This window comes from Allorhodopirellula heiligendammensis, assembly GCF_007860105.1.
GTDB classification, from domain to species: domain Bacteria; phylum Planctomycetota; class Planctomycetia; order Pirellulales; family Pirellulaceae; genus Rhodopirellula; species Rhodopirellula heiligendammensis.
This window is the reverse complement of the sequence record NZ_SJPU01000002.1, coordinates 1,311,096-1,327,907: the sequence shown is the minus strand read 5'-3', so window position 1 is coordinate 1,327,907 and position 16,812 is coordinate 1,311,096. Positions and strand designations below refer to the sequence as shown.

Genomic DNA, 16,812 nt, shown 5'->3' with positions numbered 1-16,812 from the left:
GAGCGGCGAGGTGGACTCAAGGGAACCAAGAAGGAATTAGGCCCGGCGTTGAATTACTTGAAGAAATACAAGGCACACATGGACGATGCCGAGCGCAAGAGGAATGGTGACTTGAATCCCGAAACGCCATCTTTAGATCTGTCAGAGAGAATTGTTTTCTGACCCTCCTTCCGCCTTGATCAACGCCGAAGGACATCACGTGGCACTCTATTTGCACCGAGGAAGTGTCTGTACCCGCCAACGGTGATCCGATCCAGTATGAAAGGGAACCACGATGATGCGACTTCTCAAACTCGGCACCGTGAGCCGATACGCCTGCCTATCCGTAATGTCCGGAATCTGTTTCACCGCTGAGGCGCAGTCGCCTGGGTCGGGGCAGTCGAAACCGGTCGATCTGCCCGATCAGACCTACATGCCGGTCGTCATAGAGGAGGACTTCCAGGCGACTTTCGAAGCCGACAAGCAACAGAAAGCCGATGTCATGGACAAGCAGGGCCAGTTGCTGAAGCAGCGCTACGAGCTAGCCGATAACCCGTCGGACGCCATGATGTCGGCTGGGCGAAAGCCGGTGCAGCAGGGCGTCCGAGTGAAACTCCCCGATGGTCTTTCATGGAACGAATTGGCGGACATGAAACCAGATCAGATCAAGCAGAATGATCTCTTTCCCATGGGCTTCCGACCGCTGCCGCATACCAAACACGGAACGGGCGGCCAGGTTTTCCCACAGGATCAAGTCGATGCAATCGCTGAGGCGGAGAGCCGAGACCTCAAACGCTTCGACGTCGAGTTTGATCTACCCACGCATTTGACCCCCGAGTTTCCACCCCCTGTCTTCCTCACCACCCGCCCTGATCTGGGCGATGTTTCGCAGGGGAAGGTCCTGACAATCAAGAATTACTATTCTCTTCTCAAAGGCTGCCTCACGCCTGTGCAAATGGAAGGAATGCGGTTACTGCTGACCCCCTTTCCTCAACAGCAATTCAACCAGACCGAAGATCGCAAAGTGGAGGAACCGAGCCTCGGTGTCTCCTGCTTGGATTGCCATACCAACGGCCATACCAATGCTGCCTTCCATCTCAACCCGGACACCCGACCGCAAGCGGCTCGATTCCGTCTCGACACGGTCAGCCTGCGCGGCTTGTTCAACCAGCAGATTCACGGGTCCAAGCGTTCGCTGCGCAGCGTCGAAGATTTCACAGAATTTGAGCAGCGAACAGCCTACTTCGATGGCGATCATGTTATCGCGGCCAAGAAAGGTCTGCACTTGCCTAAACGCTCTGAAGCGGTTGCGATGATGGCTCAGATGCAAAACATGCTTGATTTCCCGCCAGCCCCGAAGTTAGATGAATTCGGCAAGCTGATCCCTGAAAAAGCAACCGAGTTAGAACTCAAAGGTCAGCAGGTGTTCTTTGGCAAAGGCCGCTGCGTCGAATGCCACGAACCCCCATTCTATCTCGACAACAAGATGCATGACCTGCACCTGGAACGATTCTACGAACCGGAAATGATCGGTGGCCAGTACAATATTGCCGACGGACCGATCAAAACATTCACACTGCGTGGAATCAAGGATTCGCCACCGTACCACCATGATGGACGACTGCTGACTCTCGAAGACACCGTCGAATTCTTCAACGTGGTCACACAACTAAAGTTGACCGACGATGAAAAGACATCACTCGTGGCGTTTCTGCGCTGCTTGTAGGGCCGATGTATTGAATCGGTGAACCGCAATACTCGCGGTGGTAAGCAGTTAGGGCCACCCAGTTTTTAGAGCAGTTAGGGCCACCCAGTTTTTAGATCGCGTCTGCGCGGAGGCGACAGCAATCAGACTGAAAAACTGCAACCACCAACGGTAAAATCGGCTCATTGGCGGCCGTGACTTGAGCAAGGATCGCTGCGTAGGGGCGGGCCGCGCAGCAGACATCGCAAGACAACCTCGAAAGCAGTTGGTTGCTTTGCCGTCAGACCGACGAGAAGCCCAGCGGGTTCTCTCGAGCACAGAGCCAGCCCTGACCGCGACGGCGCGCTTCGCCGGCAAGACTCTCGGGCGTACCCGCGGCACGCTTGAAGATGCGCCCAAACTTACGCACCACATCGCACCAACCGTGCGTGTCCAAACCAATCCGCTGCAGGATCGGTTGTAAATGCTCTGGAATGCTGCCGACCTTATCGCTGCGCAACTGGCGTCCCGTCCAATCGAGCAGTTCCAGATACCGTGCCATCGACACCGACAGGAAGCCCTTGCTACTGGCCCGGCGTCCAGACGATTCAACTGCGGGACCGACTTCATCGATCTGTTCATCAATCTCGATCGGACTCATCCAGCCGCTACGCCGTCGGCGACGACTCCGCTCCCAGTCGTGGGTGCTGGGCCGACCGCGATCCTCTCGCTCGCTAAGATCGTCGATCCGATCCTTCGCTCCGGTGTAGTCGCTGGTCTCCGGTGTTTCCGCCAATGCAGCACGAATCGGATTGAGGTCCACATACGCCGCACATACCAGCAAACTCGCTTCATCGAGCAAAACTTGCGCGTGATATCTCCCTTCCCAAAAGTGGCCGCGAACCTCGTCCTCGGCATTGCTGCGTCGAGCAATATTCTCGGCAGTACACCGCATCCACCAACTGATGTCCGACAACCGTCGCCGTCTTTCGGCGAGTACTTCTGGCTGGTTGAGAATCATATCCAGCTCTGGTTTGCTGGGCACTGCGGGGGAACCGTCTTCATTTCGCCGCCGAGGGAACAACCTTAGCCAGCGCCGGGCCACCTCCTCATCGGACCACGCTGCCACAACGTCAGCCCGACTGCGCAGGACAAGGTGAATGTGGTTATGCATCACCGAAAAAGTCAAGCAATCGATGGCGAAGACCGAAGCCAAAAACTCCAGACGATCGCGAATCCAAGCACGTCGGTGCTCGTACGAGTTCCCAGTCAGGGGATCGTCTCCACAGAGAAACGCCCGACGGACGCATCTCTGGATGCAATGCACCACCTGCACTTGAGAAGAATCAAGAACTTCACCACGAGCTTGACGAGGCATGGCATCGACTCCGATAGCAGGAACAACAGGGCCGCAAAACCCCCGCGACCAGTTCTATCCTACGGTTCCGAGCGGAACAGTCAAGCAAAAACAGCCTGTCCCTTTCTGCTCCCTTTCTGCTCTCTGCAGTACGGTTCAGCCTGATTTCACCCTCTCCAAACGCTGTGCTTTCCCTCTGCGCGAGGCTTTCCGGGCCAAAGGCCCATCGATTTGCCTAGCCCGGCCTAACGGGCCGGGTAAATTTGCGATGCCGCCCTATGCTTCGTCGAGGTCACCCCCCACGGGCGGTTCAGGTAACCAGAACGACAGGACGCTGCCGACGGCATAGACGAACAACGCCACCATGGCGGCTGCCACGGCAGTGCTGCCCGACGGCAATAACGTGGTCAAATAGGCCGTCACCGCCGCGAACGAGGTCCCCACCATCCGCCCGCCAATATTGGCGGCAAAACTCTCACCGGTGCCCCGCAAGTGCAGCGGAAAGACTCGCGGCAGGTAGTTTCCCCAAAAACTGAACTGGGCCACCGTCAGCAACCCGGCCAAGAAAATCCCCCACTTGAGCAGCTCGAGGTTGTCCCGGGCCGGATAGAAAAACACCAGCGGCACAACGATCAGTCCCGGCCACTGGAAGATCCGCAGCAGCCACCGCCGGCTGACGATCACGAGCGCCAACGACGCCAGTAAAAATCGACCGATCAGGCCGCCCATTTCTTGATATCCGTTGACCTCCGCTGCGATCTTCTGTTCAGTCTGTTTGCGCTGGGGGACTGGCATGTCCGCTGTCGCTGCTTTCACCTCCGGCAAATTCGGCACGATCGAGGGCATCTGCTGGAGCGCACCAAATGCTGCACCATAACTGCACGCGAACATCAGTGTGGTAATCACTGTTGTGCGACGAAGTTTCGGCGCGAACAATTCTGCGATGCTCGGTCGCTGCAACGTTCCCTGAGCCTTTTTATGTGCCCACATGGGCGACTCCGGCAGGAAGGGTCGGATCAAAATCAGCGGGATTGCAGGAATCACGCCCGAGATGACCGTGTACCGCCAAGCTTCGTGACCGCCAGCGATTTCAGGAAAACTCTCCGCATACTGCAACGACAGATAGTTCGCGCCCGTGATCAGCAATCCACCGATCGATGAAAAGGCCTGCGTGTACCCCAGCACGGCGTCGCGTTGCTTTGGATCGGGAAACAGCTCTGCCAACCAAGCGACAGCGGCGACAAACTCCACACACACACCGATGAACGTGGTGCAGCGAAAAAAGAGCAACCACTCGACGGACGTTACAAAGCCACTGGCCATTGCCGAGAATGCGTAAAGTAGAATGCTGAATACCAGCACGCGACGCCGACCCCACAAGTCCGTGAGGTAGCCGCCGAGCAATCCGAACACGCCACCGACCATCGCGGGCACAAAGAACAAAATGCCGCGCCAATACTCAAACTCGGGTGTGCCGGGAACGGCGCCGACCAGTTCGGAGAGTGCCGGACGGAGAATCAGCGGCAGCATCAACAGTTCGTAGATGTCAAACGCGAACCCAATGGCGGCAATCGCGCACACGGTCCACTTCACCCACGCCGTGGGTGGTTGGTAGCTGGATGGTGTTGGTGAATTCATGGATTGGCTTTGACACTCACGTTGTCAATCGAGATCTCGGCGTTGGTCGAGTTGCCGTACATGCCGGGACTGCCCTCCACGTTCGCTGCCTCGTCAATCGCAGTAATGTTCCAATCACGAGGCTCAGGCTGTTGCCGTTCCCAGAATTTGCCACGCAGCACCGCGACACCGTTCTCGACAGTGGCTTGGAACTTCAACGTGTACCACTGACCAGCTTTCCACTCGACAGGCACGCTCTTGGCCATGCGAAGCTGGGCGGCCCAGGTGCGGATTTGCAATTGTTGTGATTCCCCCATGAGGTCGAGTGTGTAGCGTTGGGCGATCAGACCGATATCGGGGAGTTTCGCTTCGCCCTCCTGTGCTTTCACGTCCGCAGTGATTGTATAGTCGTGTAGATCCGTCGGTCCAAACCAAGTTTGACTCCGTGTACCCTTGGGAATCGTCGTGATTTTCACAATGGCTGGATCCCCATCGACCACTCGTGCTTCGTGGCGATACCGGGCACCAATCCAAGTGATTGGAACGTCGCCGGCACCGAAATCAAATGACCATGGCAAGGCGGGAATGACGCGGAGCTGCGACGTCACACTGGCCTCCTCGAAGCTCGCTGTCACGGTGACCTGACTGTGGGGAGCAGCGTCCGCAGCCACCCGCAGCACCCCGTTTTTGTCCACGCTGGCGTCGCCGCTGACATCAAACCGAATTCGCTCCATCGAGGGCGGATCGATGCGCCGTCCGTCAGCCAGATAGCTGGCAACTTCCAGTGCCAAGTCGCTGCCCGGGGCCACGATCGCCTCTGCCGGAATTAATTGCAGTCTAGCGATGCGATCATCGCCCGATAATGCATGGGATGTCGACGCTGGCTCGGTCGCGGTAACGGCCTGCGATTCCATACCATCTGACGAGTCACCGATGCAGTACAACCCGCCGGTGGTCGGTAGATAAATCCGGCCATGGGAAACGATGGGCGAACCGCCAACGTCATGCCCCTTGGGCAAGCGGATTTTAAAGAGGGTCTCAACACCTTCGTCAGTGGGCCGCAACACATGAATGATCCCTGTTGATGTGGCGGCATAAATTTTCCCGTCCGCATACAACAAACTGCCCCGCATGGCCGTGCCAAGTTTGAGAGGTTTGCCGACCGCTTCCCCCGTGTCGACATCGAGCACGTGCATCCTTGACGAGTCTTCGACCACGTACAAACGGTTATCCACCAATAGGGGCGAACTCTTGCCGACAGTGATTTCTTCGGTACGCCACTTCTCCGCCGACGCCGAATCGAGCGTGGCATAGGGAGCATCAACACACACGATCGCGCCCATCGCCGTCCCCGTCGGGTTCTCTTCGCCATGGGTGGCGTAGACCTTGCCATCCTCGCCGATCGCAACGCTCGTGTTGATGCCACGCCGCGAGATCGTTTCCCTCCACAAAATCTTGCCGGTACGTGGCTGCATCCCATAGATATTTCCATCGCCGGCACCAGCCACCATCACCGTTTTACCAGCGATTTGCCGGATCACGGGAGTGCTATAGGTGGTGTCTTCGGGCAGCGGTCGGGTGCTAGTGATCCACACCAGACGCCCATCTCGTTTATTGAACGCGAGGAAACGATGTGCGGGTTTGGCTGACTCATCCCATCCCGTCGTGACGCCACTGATGATGACTAAATCTTCAAACACCACGGGTGTATTGGTGCGGCCGCCATACGTGCTTAGCATCCCAAACTCTTCACTGAGTGACCGCGACCACAGGGTCTTTCCTGTCTGGGCATCGATGCACTGGAGTAGGCAGCATGCGCCGAGTGCGTAAACACGATCCGTCTCGGGATCGCCGCAGACGTTCGACCAGCCAACGCGTTCGGCAGGCAAGTCCGACAGGAAAACGTTATACACATTCTCCCACAACAGCTCGCCTGTCTCGGCATCCAGGCAGATTACCTTTTCGGCGTCCATTCGCGTGCCGGGTTGGTCGCGAACGATCGTGAACAAGCGGCCGTGCATGACAATCGGGGTTGAGATACCCGCGGCCAACTCGCTCTTGAAGAGCACGTTGCTGCCCTCGCCGCCCTTGGGATCAAAACGATCGACCAAGCCTGTTTCCAGCGAAACGCGATTTTGTTGGGGACCGTTCCAGGTCGGCCAGTCCAGGGGGTCGACCGACTCGGCGACAAGAGGATGAGCGGGAACGCCCACCAGAGAAATCAAACAAACTAAACTCAGAACGCTACGAACTGGCCGCATGTTGGGGTGCACTCATTCAATCGAACGCGGGAGACGCGATACAGCGTCAATGGTGTTCTATTCTGGTGAGCGGCGATTCGCAAGAGAAGGGGCGCAGTCACAAAATGTGATACAATTTCGGAAAAGCGACCCTCGAGCCCATTGAAAGAAATCATGTCCGTTGCCGACGAGATCACAAGATTAAACCAACTTCGTGAGCAAGGTGCATTGACGGACGCGGAGTTTGAAGCCGCCAAGGCGAAAGCCCTTGCCGGCTCGCCCGAACCGGCGACACCAGGTCCGTTTGCGATGACGAGTGCGTCGGCCAACCAGATGGCGATGCTGTTGCACTTCTCTCAGTACCTCGGGTACATGATCCCACTGCTGGGCTTCGCCGCTCCAATTCTGTTCTGGCAACTCAAGAAAGATGAGATTCCAGAACTGGATGTACACGGGCGGATCGTGGCCAATTGGCTACTTTCGTCCATGATTTACTACTTAATCTCCGGCCTTCTGACCATCATTTTGATCGGTTTTATCGGACTCATCGTGCTCGCCGCGTTATCGCTGATCTATCCGATCGTGGGCGGGATCAAAGCGAATGATGGCGAGCCCTGGGACTACCCAGGAAGTATCCACTTTTTCTAGGGCTCGCGTTGCCACGCCCGCCTGAACAGACCGAGGCACCAGCTATCCCGGCGGTGTCACTTGGATATTGGTGGACAGGTGTTGCTGAGTGGTGCGTTGGATCTCGTCGGCTTGGGATTGACGACGTACCCGCCGGGCGGTCTTGGGGCTTGAGAGCCGACCAAGGTGGATCACCGGTTCGCCTGGCTGGACCGCGGGCAGTGTTGTCATGCCGATCACGATCCCGTCAAAAGGAGCGATCAAGCGGTTTTGATCTTCCTGCAGCAGACTACTGTTAGTCGCTAGGGGCTGGCCCGTCACCACCGTCGAACCTGGCGAGACGTGCATGTCCATGAATCCACCGCGTTCGGCGCGAACCCATTTGGTAGTCTTCAGCTTGACCTGATTGTCGGGCACTTCCGGTTCACCATCGAGCATATCGAGTTCTTTGAGGACATTGACGATGCCACGAGCCATGCATTCGAGCACCGACGGCTCCACCTTCCAGACCTCCCCACCTTCGACCACGATCGTCGGGCAGCCCGCCGCGGTGGCTTCACGTCGAAACGACCCCTTGGGGCCCCGATTATCGAGAATCACGCCCGCTCCGAAGGCGGTTGCCAATCGCAGGCACTGGGGGTTATCGAAGTCGGCGCGAGCGTTGGGGTAATTCGTGCGCCTCACGGCAGCAGTGTGCAGATCAATGCCATAATCGCAGCGGGACACCACGGCATCGAAAATCACCCTCGCCATGCGGGTCGCCATGCTGCCTGCGGCATGGCCGGGGAAGCATCGGTTCAGGTCACGGCGATCGGGCAGATACCGCGAGTGCCGCTCAAATCCGAGCACATTGAGCACTGGTATCATGATCACGTTGCCACGATCAGGCCCCCAATCAGGATCGCTGATGAGCGACCGGATCGCACCGGTACCATTGAGCTCGTCGCCATGCAGGGCCCCCGTAACCATCAGAGTTGGTCCCGGAGCGTCTCCTCGCAACACGCGAATCGGAATCGTGATGTTTCGCCCGCTGTAGCTCTCGGTGATCTCAAGTTCCGCGTTCAGATACGTGCCCGCCGCGACATCGCGGCCAAACCAAGATTGCGTCTTCCAGTCATTCATCAGGTATTATCAATTGCATCGATGTGCCACGGCGGCGGCCCAGAATTCTCGTGGGGACTCTATTCTACGCGAAATCGGCTGCTTGGTGAGCCGAGCGCCGAAAGGCACCGGGCGGCACCTCCAGCCCCCGCGCTGACGCGCCTCAGCTCAGCCGATCGCCCAGCCTGTTTGCAATAGGTTCGGCATGCTGTTTTTCGCACGCGACGCCCGCCGCTCACATCGATTGCCGATTCCATCGACCCGATGTCTGCCGCGGCGGACGGATTCAGCACAAAAAACGGCCAAAGCCGACTTGACGTCAGTCGCCGCGAAATCGTACAGCCAAGTCACTCGGAAGGTTTCCGTATCGACTCGAAAGGATTTTGAGGCGATTCGAGAGCTTTCCGAATTATGTCCATGCCTCACGCGAAGAAGGAGTGTCGCGTTGATCCGCTCACATCAGCCATCCAGGCAGAAGAGTTCCCCCCGTATCGCCGCCCCCCGAGTCTCACGCAGACTCGCTACGATGGCTCGATCGGTCCTCGACCCCTCCCTCGCGGATCGCCTCAGCGATGCCGGTGGAGATGCTGTGCATCGCATTGCCCCTCGGTCACGAAAAACCGTGGCACGGCGAGCACTGCTGCCCGGATGCCTGCTCGGATGCCTGCTATTGCATGGCACGCCCCTGAGCGCGCAATTCACCTTGCCGGACTCGGTGGCCCCGTCGGCAGCAAAATCTGCTGCTGACATCAGCTCGTATCTGCAAAAGATCGACGCGTCCCTGGCGGCCAAGGATTACACCGGTGCCGTGCAGGCTTACCGCGCAGCTCGTCAAGCCGCCCCGGACAACGCCGAACTGCGTCAGCGGTTTGACCGTCTAGTCGCACGCGGTATCGACGCGAAATTGCTGAACATCGCCCCGACTACCCAGACACCATCCTCCTTGCAGGGGATCGACGCGGACACCGCAGCACAGTCACTCAGTGCAGCAGCGGCTGACAATCCCGCCACGTGGTCACTCGAACGACGCCAACAGGAAACTCGCCGCTGGACCGCGATGGGCCGGACGGCGTTGGATCGAGGCGACATTCGCCAAGCCCACCAATATGCTTCTGCGGCTCAAAAACTCGGTGTCGCTCAGAGTGAATTCAAATCGGGTGACGCCCGCCCGTGGCAGTTGCTGCTCGATGTGCAGTCGGCCGCACGCCGCCAGGGCATCGACCTTACCCAGCTTCCACCGAGCACCGTCTCACCCGCAGGCGGTGTGATGCCCATTGGCCAAGCGGACCGGCAAGCACCTAGCTCGATGGTCGCTCAGGCCGGCGGTGCTTTTTCGCCCGATGGTTCTTCGAATGTGCAACAGGTACAAGCGATCGCGCCCGCAAACGGGAGCCCCTCCCAAGGTGAGACGCTGTACGCCGCTGGGATGCAATTGCTATCGACGGGAAAACAGAGCGAGGCCCGCGCCCAGTTTGTCAAAGCGTGGGAGTACGAGGCCGAGTTGCCGACTGAAATGCGGCGTGCCCTCCAAGATAAATTAACGCTACTCCAACCGTCTCGAATGCCCGCGACGGGTAAACCTGCCGAGCCGCTGACCCCGATCGAACAAGCGGATCTCGAAGCTGCTCAGCAGGTCAAACGGTTGTACCGTGAGGTCACCACTGAACTCGCCAAAGCAAACGAAAAACGAGAAACCGCACCGCTCGAAGCCATTGATGACCTCGAACGGCTCGCCCGCAAAGTCGATGGTGCCAACATTGACGAAGCATCCAAAGCCTCGCTCACCGCGATGGTGGGACGCGCCGTCAGCGAACAGAACTCTTACGTCGAAGCCAACCGTGCCAAGATCGACCTCGATCTTGCTAACGAGCGAATTCGTACCGAGATGGAAACCGAGGACATTCGCGAAGCGCGGGTTGACCAAGAGATCTCCCAGCTCGTCGATAGCTTCAACGATTTGATGGATCAAAAACGCTTTGAAGAAGCACTCGTGATCGCCAAACAGGTCGGTGAACTGAAACCTGACTCGACCATCGCAATGACCATGTTCCATAACAGCCGACAACAAGTTCGGTTGCAGATGAGCAACGACATTCGCGCTCAGAGCGAAGAGGGATTCAACAGCAACATGCTCGCCCTCGACGCAGCCATGATCGCGCCGGACCCCGATCGCCCGTTCTCATTCCAAGACCCGCAGGATTGGGCGGCACTGTCGCGTCGTCGCCTGGCGTCTCGTGATCAACAAACCCAACTGAGCCCACGCGAACAGGAAATCAAGCGAAAACTTGAGACCAGCGTGGAAATGAAGTATCGCAACAGTCCGCTCGGCGAAGTCCTCGACGAACTGTCCGCGGTCACGGGAGTGCCCATCGTGATCGATCAGCGTGCCCTCGCGGCCATTCGCATCACTCGCGATACACCAGTCTCCAAGTCGGTCAACAGCCGCCTGCCGCTCAAGAGCGCACTGAATATTCTGCTCGAAGATCTGGATTTGACGTACGTCCTCAAGAACGACGTCCTCAACGTCACCAGCCGCGAGGCACGACGGACGATGACGTACCCTCGTACCTATCGAGTCGCCGACTTGGTAACGCCGATTCCAAACTTTATCTCCGGATATGAGGATGGTTTGGCGGGAGCTCTGAAGTCTGCGTATCAAATGACACGGCCCACGACCGACGTTCAAGTCGTCCCGGTTTCGATGGCCAATCTCGGCGGTGGTCTGACCAATAGCACCAGTGGCGAACTCGGCACGAACATGCTCGGCCAGTACAGCCCCATGGGCGGCAACTCCGCATTCGCTGGCGGTCTCGGAGCCGCTGGTGCCATGCCGACGGGCCGTGGCGGTGGATCGATCGCAAACTTTGGTCAACTCATGAGCTTGATCCAAACAACCATCGAGCCTGACTCGTGGGAAGCCCTGGGTGGTGTTGGTACCATGGCTCCCTACCCACAAAACCTCTCGCTCGTCATTAGCACGACCAGCGACGTGCACGATCAAATCGTCGACTTGCTCGAATCGTTGCGTCGACTGCAAAACCTGCAGATCACGATCGAAGTCCGCTTCATCACTCTCTCGGACAACTTCTACGAGCAGATCGGGATCGACTTCGACGTACAGTTCGACGACAACGCCCAATCGATCCCAGCGGATGACTCCGGTCCCGCAGTGACGATCGGCCTGTCGGGTCCCAATGGTGTCCCAACGAATGACTTGGATATCACCCTCAACCAAGAAACCTTCGCTGGTTCGGTACCCCCGTTCAATGCCCCAAGTGCAGTGTCCTCGATCGGTTTCGCCATCCTCAGCGACATCGAAGCCTACTTCTTCTTGCAGGCCGCTCAGGGTGACAACCGCAGCAATATCATGCAGGCACCTAAGGTGACCCTGTTCGATGGACAGTTTGCCACGATCAACGATACCGTGTCGCGACCGTTCGTGACCAGTATCATCCCGGTCGTCGGTGACTTTGCCGTCGCCCAACAACCTGTCATCGTTGTTCTCGACGAAGGCACTCGGTTGAATGTCCAGGGCGTCGTCAGCGAAGACAAACGATTCGTCCGCCTCACACTGGTACCGACGTTCAGTCAAATCGGAGAAGTCAATACCTTCACCTATGAGGGAAGCCGAACTTCCAAATCGTCAAGCACCACCAACGTCGACACCAATGGTGACGGTGTGATTGATGCCGAAGACGAAGAGACCGAAGACACAGTGACTCAAGGTACAACCGTGCAACAACCAACCTTCGCCACCACGTCGGTCAGCACCACGGTCAGCGTGCCTGACGGCGGCACGATCCTACTCGGTGGGATCAAACGCCAAAGTGAAGGCCGGAACGAACAAGGCATCCCGTTCTTGAGCAAGATCCCGTACGTCAGCCGGCTATTCCGGAACACGGGTGTGGGTCGGTCCTCCTCGAGCTTGATGCTCATGGTCACGCCACGGATCATCATCCAGGAAGAAGAAGAAGTCGCTCAAACCGGCTTCTCTGCGGCTGGCAACTGATCGAGCCGGATGATTGACCAAGTCGCTTGATTGCATGAGCCGACTCGGCGGGCGGAGTTTTCATCAGGAACAAAGATGAGAACCTCGCCCATGCCGAGCCGGCTCAAATCAATATCGGTGTTGCTTCTCCACTCCCGTTCCTTCGTCCAATCATAGGTTGTTCCGGCGGACTGGAACCGAAACCGCTGATGGGTCGGTAGCTTCTGTCGCGTGACGCGGTCACCATACACCACCGGCTGCATCCCCATTCGCAACGCCGCGCGGCGTTCAATCGCGATGCCAAATGGCTCATAGTCCCAACGGTGCAGATGGCTGCGGTAGGTGCGTGCGGCCAGTAGCTCGGGCAGCTCTACGGCGGAAAAACATACCACCCCTGCCGCTTGGTCCGATGTGGTCGCCCCAGCGATCAACCGCTGACATCTGACGATCCGACATAGCGTGTCGATGGCATCACGGGCAGCAGCCGCGGGATCTGCTAACAACAGATCGTCGCGGTAACTCGCCCAACTTTGTCCCGGCCATGGTCCCGCTGCCGCCCGCGTGCAGTGTACGAGATAATTCGACCAGTCGATCGGAGGACAGCTGCTCCGTTGCAGTTCTCGCGAGCCGTGATCACCCCCGTCATCGGGTCCGGTGTGGTGATCGTGAGGCAGATACCGCCCCACCGCACCGGCATCGAGCAGCTGCCAGATGGCGTGCCGGTCCTTCTGCGGCCCGTCCTTCTGCAGCCCGTCACTGGTGGGACCTGCGATCGCCACGCGCACCATTCCCGATTGCAGTTTTGCTCGCTTCCGTAAAATCTTCGTGACCTTCCCGCCGCTGCGGACGTACGCTGCGTCAACACGATCAGCCATGGCGATCACGTCTCGATCCCCTTGGTCGCTCGCTGCAAGTCGGACCACAGGGACCTGAAACACCTCAGCGGCATGGGTCACCCACGGATCGATCGCGGTCCCATCTGCAATCAACAAGGTCGCCTCGTCACGGCGAGCCTGTTGCACCGAGACGGCAATCTGCTGCGACAAGCGTCGATGACGGCGGGGATCATGCCCCACGCGACTGCACACGATCGCCACGAGCGGTTGCGCAAGTGAGATCGCGGCCAGAAACGACTCACTCGCCGCGTCGAAATCGATCCCCATCACTTCGCAACGACGTCGCCTCGCGGCTTGGATCGGGTTACTAGCGCCCATGGTCAATATCGTTTTTCCGCGCTGGCGCGCCGAGCTAACCAATCCACAGTTGAACGAGTGCGAGAATAACTAACCGAAATGCTCTTGAATTCTAACCGCGTTTGGTTCTTCGATCACTCCTCGTTCCGTGATGATCGCAGAGACCAACTCAGCGGGTGTGACATCGAAAGCAGGATTTATCACGTTGGCTTCCCGCGGCACGGTCATAACGCCACTGGCCTGACCGCTGGCATAACGCACTTCGTCTTCGCCCCGCTGTTCAATGGGAATCAGGTCGCCGGAGGCGAGTTCGAGATCAAAGGTGTTCGTGGGGGCCACGACGTAGAACGGGATCGCGTGATATCGAGCGAGCACCGCTAAGGGGTAGGTCCCAATTTTGTTGGCAACATCACCGCAGGCGGCGATTCGATCAGCCCCTACGACCACGGCATCGATCATGCCACGTCGCATCAAGCCACCGGCCATCGAGTCGGTGCAGACCGTCACATTCACGCCCGCCTGAGATAGTTCCCAAGCCGTCAAACGCGCTCCTTGCAAGAGCGGCCGGGTCTCATCGGCATAGACAGCGAGCAAGTGACCCTGCTCATGCAAATAATAAATGGGCGCTAGGGCCGTGCCGTACGCCGACGTGGCCAGCGATCCGGCATTGCAATGTGTCAAAACGGTGCGGCATTCGCTGAACAGGGGAGCTCCGTGCCGCCCCATCTCGCGACACATCGCGCGATCCTCCTGATGGATCTGAATGGCCTCAGCGGCTAGCCGACTTGGCAGTTCAGCAATTGCCGCATCCTCTAACGAATCGACGACAGTCCGCATGCGGTCCAGTGCCCAGAACAAATTCACCGCCGTGGGGCGGCTCGTGGCCAGATAATCAATCGCACTGCGATAGGTTTCTCTCACCTCGTCGGGAGTGGCCGATGATTCAATCCGAGCTAACGTCACGCCGTAGGCCGCCGCGATGCCGATGGCGGGCGCCCCACGAACGACCAGTCGCACGATCGCATCGTGCAGCGCCGACAAATCGGTGCACACCAAGCGACTGACCTCGCCGGGCAAGCGAGTTTGGTCGAGCAGATCAACTGCAGCGGGTGCACCGGAATCGGCAGCGCGGTACCGGATCGTTTCAGCGTCCGGCATCAAACGTCGGCCGGTGAGGGGACCGTGAAGTCTTCTCGGTAATCGCGAGTCAACATCGCGTTGGCAGCATCATTATCAATGTACCGCTCGGTTTCTAAATCGAAGTTCAATACCGGGCCGAGTGAGAGTTTATCCACTTCAAGGTCGACGCCGTTGTCGCGAAGGTGCTGCAGCGTTCGCTCAAGTGTCGCAGCATCGTCATCGCGAGATTTGAATGCTTCCACAGCGGCAGCGAGTTCTGCCGGCGTCGATTTGTTGGAATCGCCCAAGTAATAGGAAACATTGGCATGGTGCGCCATCGCGGCCGACAGATGGCCAACGCGAGCGTCCGCAGTCAATGCCGAGGCATCCCGAGAGACAACCGCATCAATGAAGTTACTGACGTGGACATCAACCAAATCGCCGTCAGATCGTGAGTCATGCGTGAACTCACGAGTTTGGTTCATATTGCGATCATACACACGGCACAAGTCATAGCTCGTTTGGACGACATAACCGTCGCTGCCGTAGAACACCACGCCAATCTTATTGCCATTCTTGGACTGAAACAAAGCGTTGAGTTCTTCGTCAGCAGAATTGTCGACGCTCAGACCGCGAGTTTCAAAGACAATCGTCTTGTCGCCATAATCATAGATGGCAACCTGCGTGTTGGCTGTATCACCAGCGTCCACGTAGTCTGGGTTTTTGCGTTCGGCCTGATATCCCAAACGTCCACCGTAGCTGAGAATGGTATTGGGGTGGCGATCGAGCCCCATTCCCCAACGCGAGATATCGGTTTGGTGTGGACCTTGGTTGCCCGAGTCACCATTGCCGTAGAGTCGCTGCCAGTGCCAATCATAATGGAATTTGGGCCGCGTCACCTTAGGAGTTGTATACTCTGCCGGACCGCTCCACAAACTGTAATCAACGGTAGGCGGCACCGCATAATCACCCAATTCACCAATCGACTTGCGTCGTTTGTAGCACAGCCCCCGAGCGAGATTGACGTCACCGATTCCGCCGTCGGCCATGAACTTGACCGCATCGATGCAGGCCTTGCTACTGCGGCATTGGCTGCCGGTCTGAAACATCCGCTCGTACTTCTTGGCCGCGGCTACCAGTGCTCGGCCTTCGTCAATGTTGTGGCTAACGGGTTTCTCAATGTAGACGTCTTTGCCCGCCTGCATGGCCCACACTCCGATGATCGCATGCCAATGATTGGGCGTTGCTGCCGTGACGATCTGCACGTCGTCAGCATCAAGGACCTCACGCACGTCGGAGACTACGCGAGGCCGGACACCCTGAGTTTTTTCGACTTGGTCGGCGCGTTGTTCACCGACCTTCGAATCGACATCGACGAGCACCCGAATGATCGTGCGCGGATCGTGATGGAAACCACCCACATGCGCCATCCCGCGACTGTTGACCCCGCATACCGCGACGCCGAGTTGTTCGGCCTTGGTGTCAGCGGCAGCGGCACGGGAACTGGTGTGAACACCAGCGACCAACCCAGTAGCCACGCTGGCGGCAGCAGCAGAAACAGAAAATTCGCGTCGAGTCAGACGATTCATGATGTGGGAACTCCGGCAAAGCGGGGAAGAGGTAGGACAGGAGGTGGGAATGCAGACCACTGCATTATGCACACCGGAACTGCGTCTGCCAATGACGTAATCCGCCCGTAAGCAAATAAACCAAGTGGCGACATTCATCAAAACGTGCCCTCCACCTGCGTAGGCGTGCTCTCGGGAGGTTGACGTGATGGAACGTAGGATGAGACCATCGTCCCGTCCGGCCCCTTTCTTCTGCACGCACGGGACCTCTGCAAACACGGGACGATGGGACCATACAACGCTCCAGCAAAACGCTGTATGAAGACCGTTCACGGCGTG

At 58.0% G+C, this 16,812-nt stretch carries 10 protein-coding genes; 3 read left to right on the top strand and 7 right to left on the bottom strand.

The window, feature by feature from the left end:
• Positions 1-274: 274 nt before the first annotated feature.
• Positions 275-1,705 carry a cytochrome B6 gene (locus tag Poly21_RS15325; RefSeq protein WP_302119048.1) on the top strand — a complete coding sequence of 477 codons (1,431 nt, stop codon included), beginning with the start codon at positions 275-277 and terminating at the stop codon, positions 1,703-1,705.
• 259 nt (positions 1,706-1,964) lie between these two features.
• Here the strand turns inward: Poly21_RS15325 and Poly21_RS15320 are convergent, their stop codons facing one another.
• The 3 genes from Poly21_RS15320 to Poly21_RS15310 all read right to left on the bottom strand — a co-directional run bounded on the left by Poly21_RS15320 (position 1,965) and on the right by Poly21_RS15310 (position 6,898).
• Positions 1,965-3,041, bottom strand: coding sequence for a transposase (locus Poly21_RS15320; RefSeq protein WP_146407820.1), 1,077 nt, complete (start codon positions 3,039-3,041; stop codon positions 1,965-1,967).
• A gap of 255 nt (positions 3,042-3,296) precedes the next feature.
• Positions 3,297-4,658 (bottom strand): MFS transporter, encoded by a 1,362-nt coding sequence (locus Poly21_RS15315; protein ID WP_146407819.1) that lies wholly within the window; start codon positions 4,656-4,658, stop codon positions 3,297-3,299.
• Entirely contained in the window at positions 4,655-6,898 is a 2,244-nt protein-coding gene (locus Poly21_RS15310) for a PQQ-binding-like beta-propeller repeat protein (protein WP_146407818.1), read from the bottom strand. The genes Poly21_RS15315 and Poly21_RS15310 overlap by 4 nt, the downstream gene beginning before the upstream one ends.
• 153 nt (positions 6,899-7,051) lie before the next feature.
• Between Poly21_RS15310 and Poly21_RS15305 the strand changes: the two genes are divergently transcribed.
• Positions 7,052-7,525, top strand: coding sequence for a DUF4870 domain-containing protein (locus Poly21_RS15305; protein WP_146407817.1), 474 nt, complete (start codon positions 7,052-7,054; stop codon positions 7,523-7,525).
• A gap of 42 nt (positions 7,526-7,567) precedes the next feature.
• Here the strand turns inward: Poly21_RS15305 and Poly21_RS15300 are convergent, their stop codons facing one another.
• Positions 7,568-8,626 (bottom strand): succinylglutamate desuccinylase/aspartoacylase family protein, encoded by a 1,059-nt coding sequence (locus tag Poly21_RS15300; protein ID WP_146407816.1) that lies wholly within the window; start codon positions 8,624-8,626, stop codon positions 7,568-7,570.
• Between the two features lie 505 nt (positions 8,627-9,131).
• Between Poly21_RS15300 and Poly21_RS15295 the strand changes: the two genes are divergently transcribed.
• Positions 9,132-12,614: a type II secretion system protein GspD gene (locus Poly21_RS15295; protein ID WP_146407815.1), complete on the top strand. Its 3,483-nt coding sequence runs from the start codon at positions 9,132-9,134 to the stop codon at positions 12,612-12,614.
• On the opposite strand, the gene Poly21_RS15290 is transcribed toward Poly21_RS15295, so the two are convergent.
• The 3 genes from Poly21_RS15290 to Poly21_RS15280 all read right to left on the bottom strand — a co-directional run bounded on the left by Poly21_RS15290 (position 12,584) and on the right by Poly21_RS15280 (position 16,494).
• Positions 12,584-13,807, bottom strand: a complete 1,224-nt coding sequence (locus tag Poly21_RS15290) for a hypothetical protein (protein ID WP_146407814.1) — start codon at positions 13,805-13,807, stop codon at positions 12,584-12,586. The genes Poly21_RS15295 and Poly21_RS15290 overlap by 31 nt on opposite strands.
• A gap of 69 nt (positions 13,808-13,876) precedes the next feature.
• Positions 13,877-14,944 (bottom strand): S-methyl-5-thioribose-1-phosphate isomerase, encoded by a 1,068-nt coding sequence (gene mtnA / locus Poly21_RS15285; protein WP_146407813.1) that lies wholly within the window; start codon positions 14,942-14,944, stop codon positions 13,877-13,879.
• On the bottom strand, positions 14,944-16,494 hold the full coding sequence (locus Poly21_RS15280; protein WP_146407812.1) for a Gfo/Idh/MocA family protein: 1,551 nt from the start codon (positions 16,492-16,494) through the stop codon (positions 14,944-14,946). The genes mtnA and Poly21_RS15280 overlap by 1 nt, the downstream gene beginning before the upstream one ends.
• Positions 16,495-16,812: the final 318 nt, after the last annotated feature.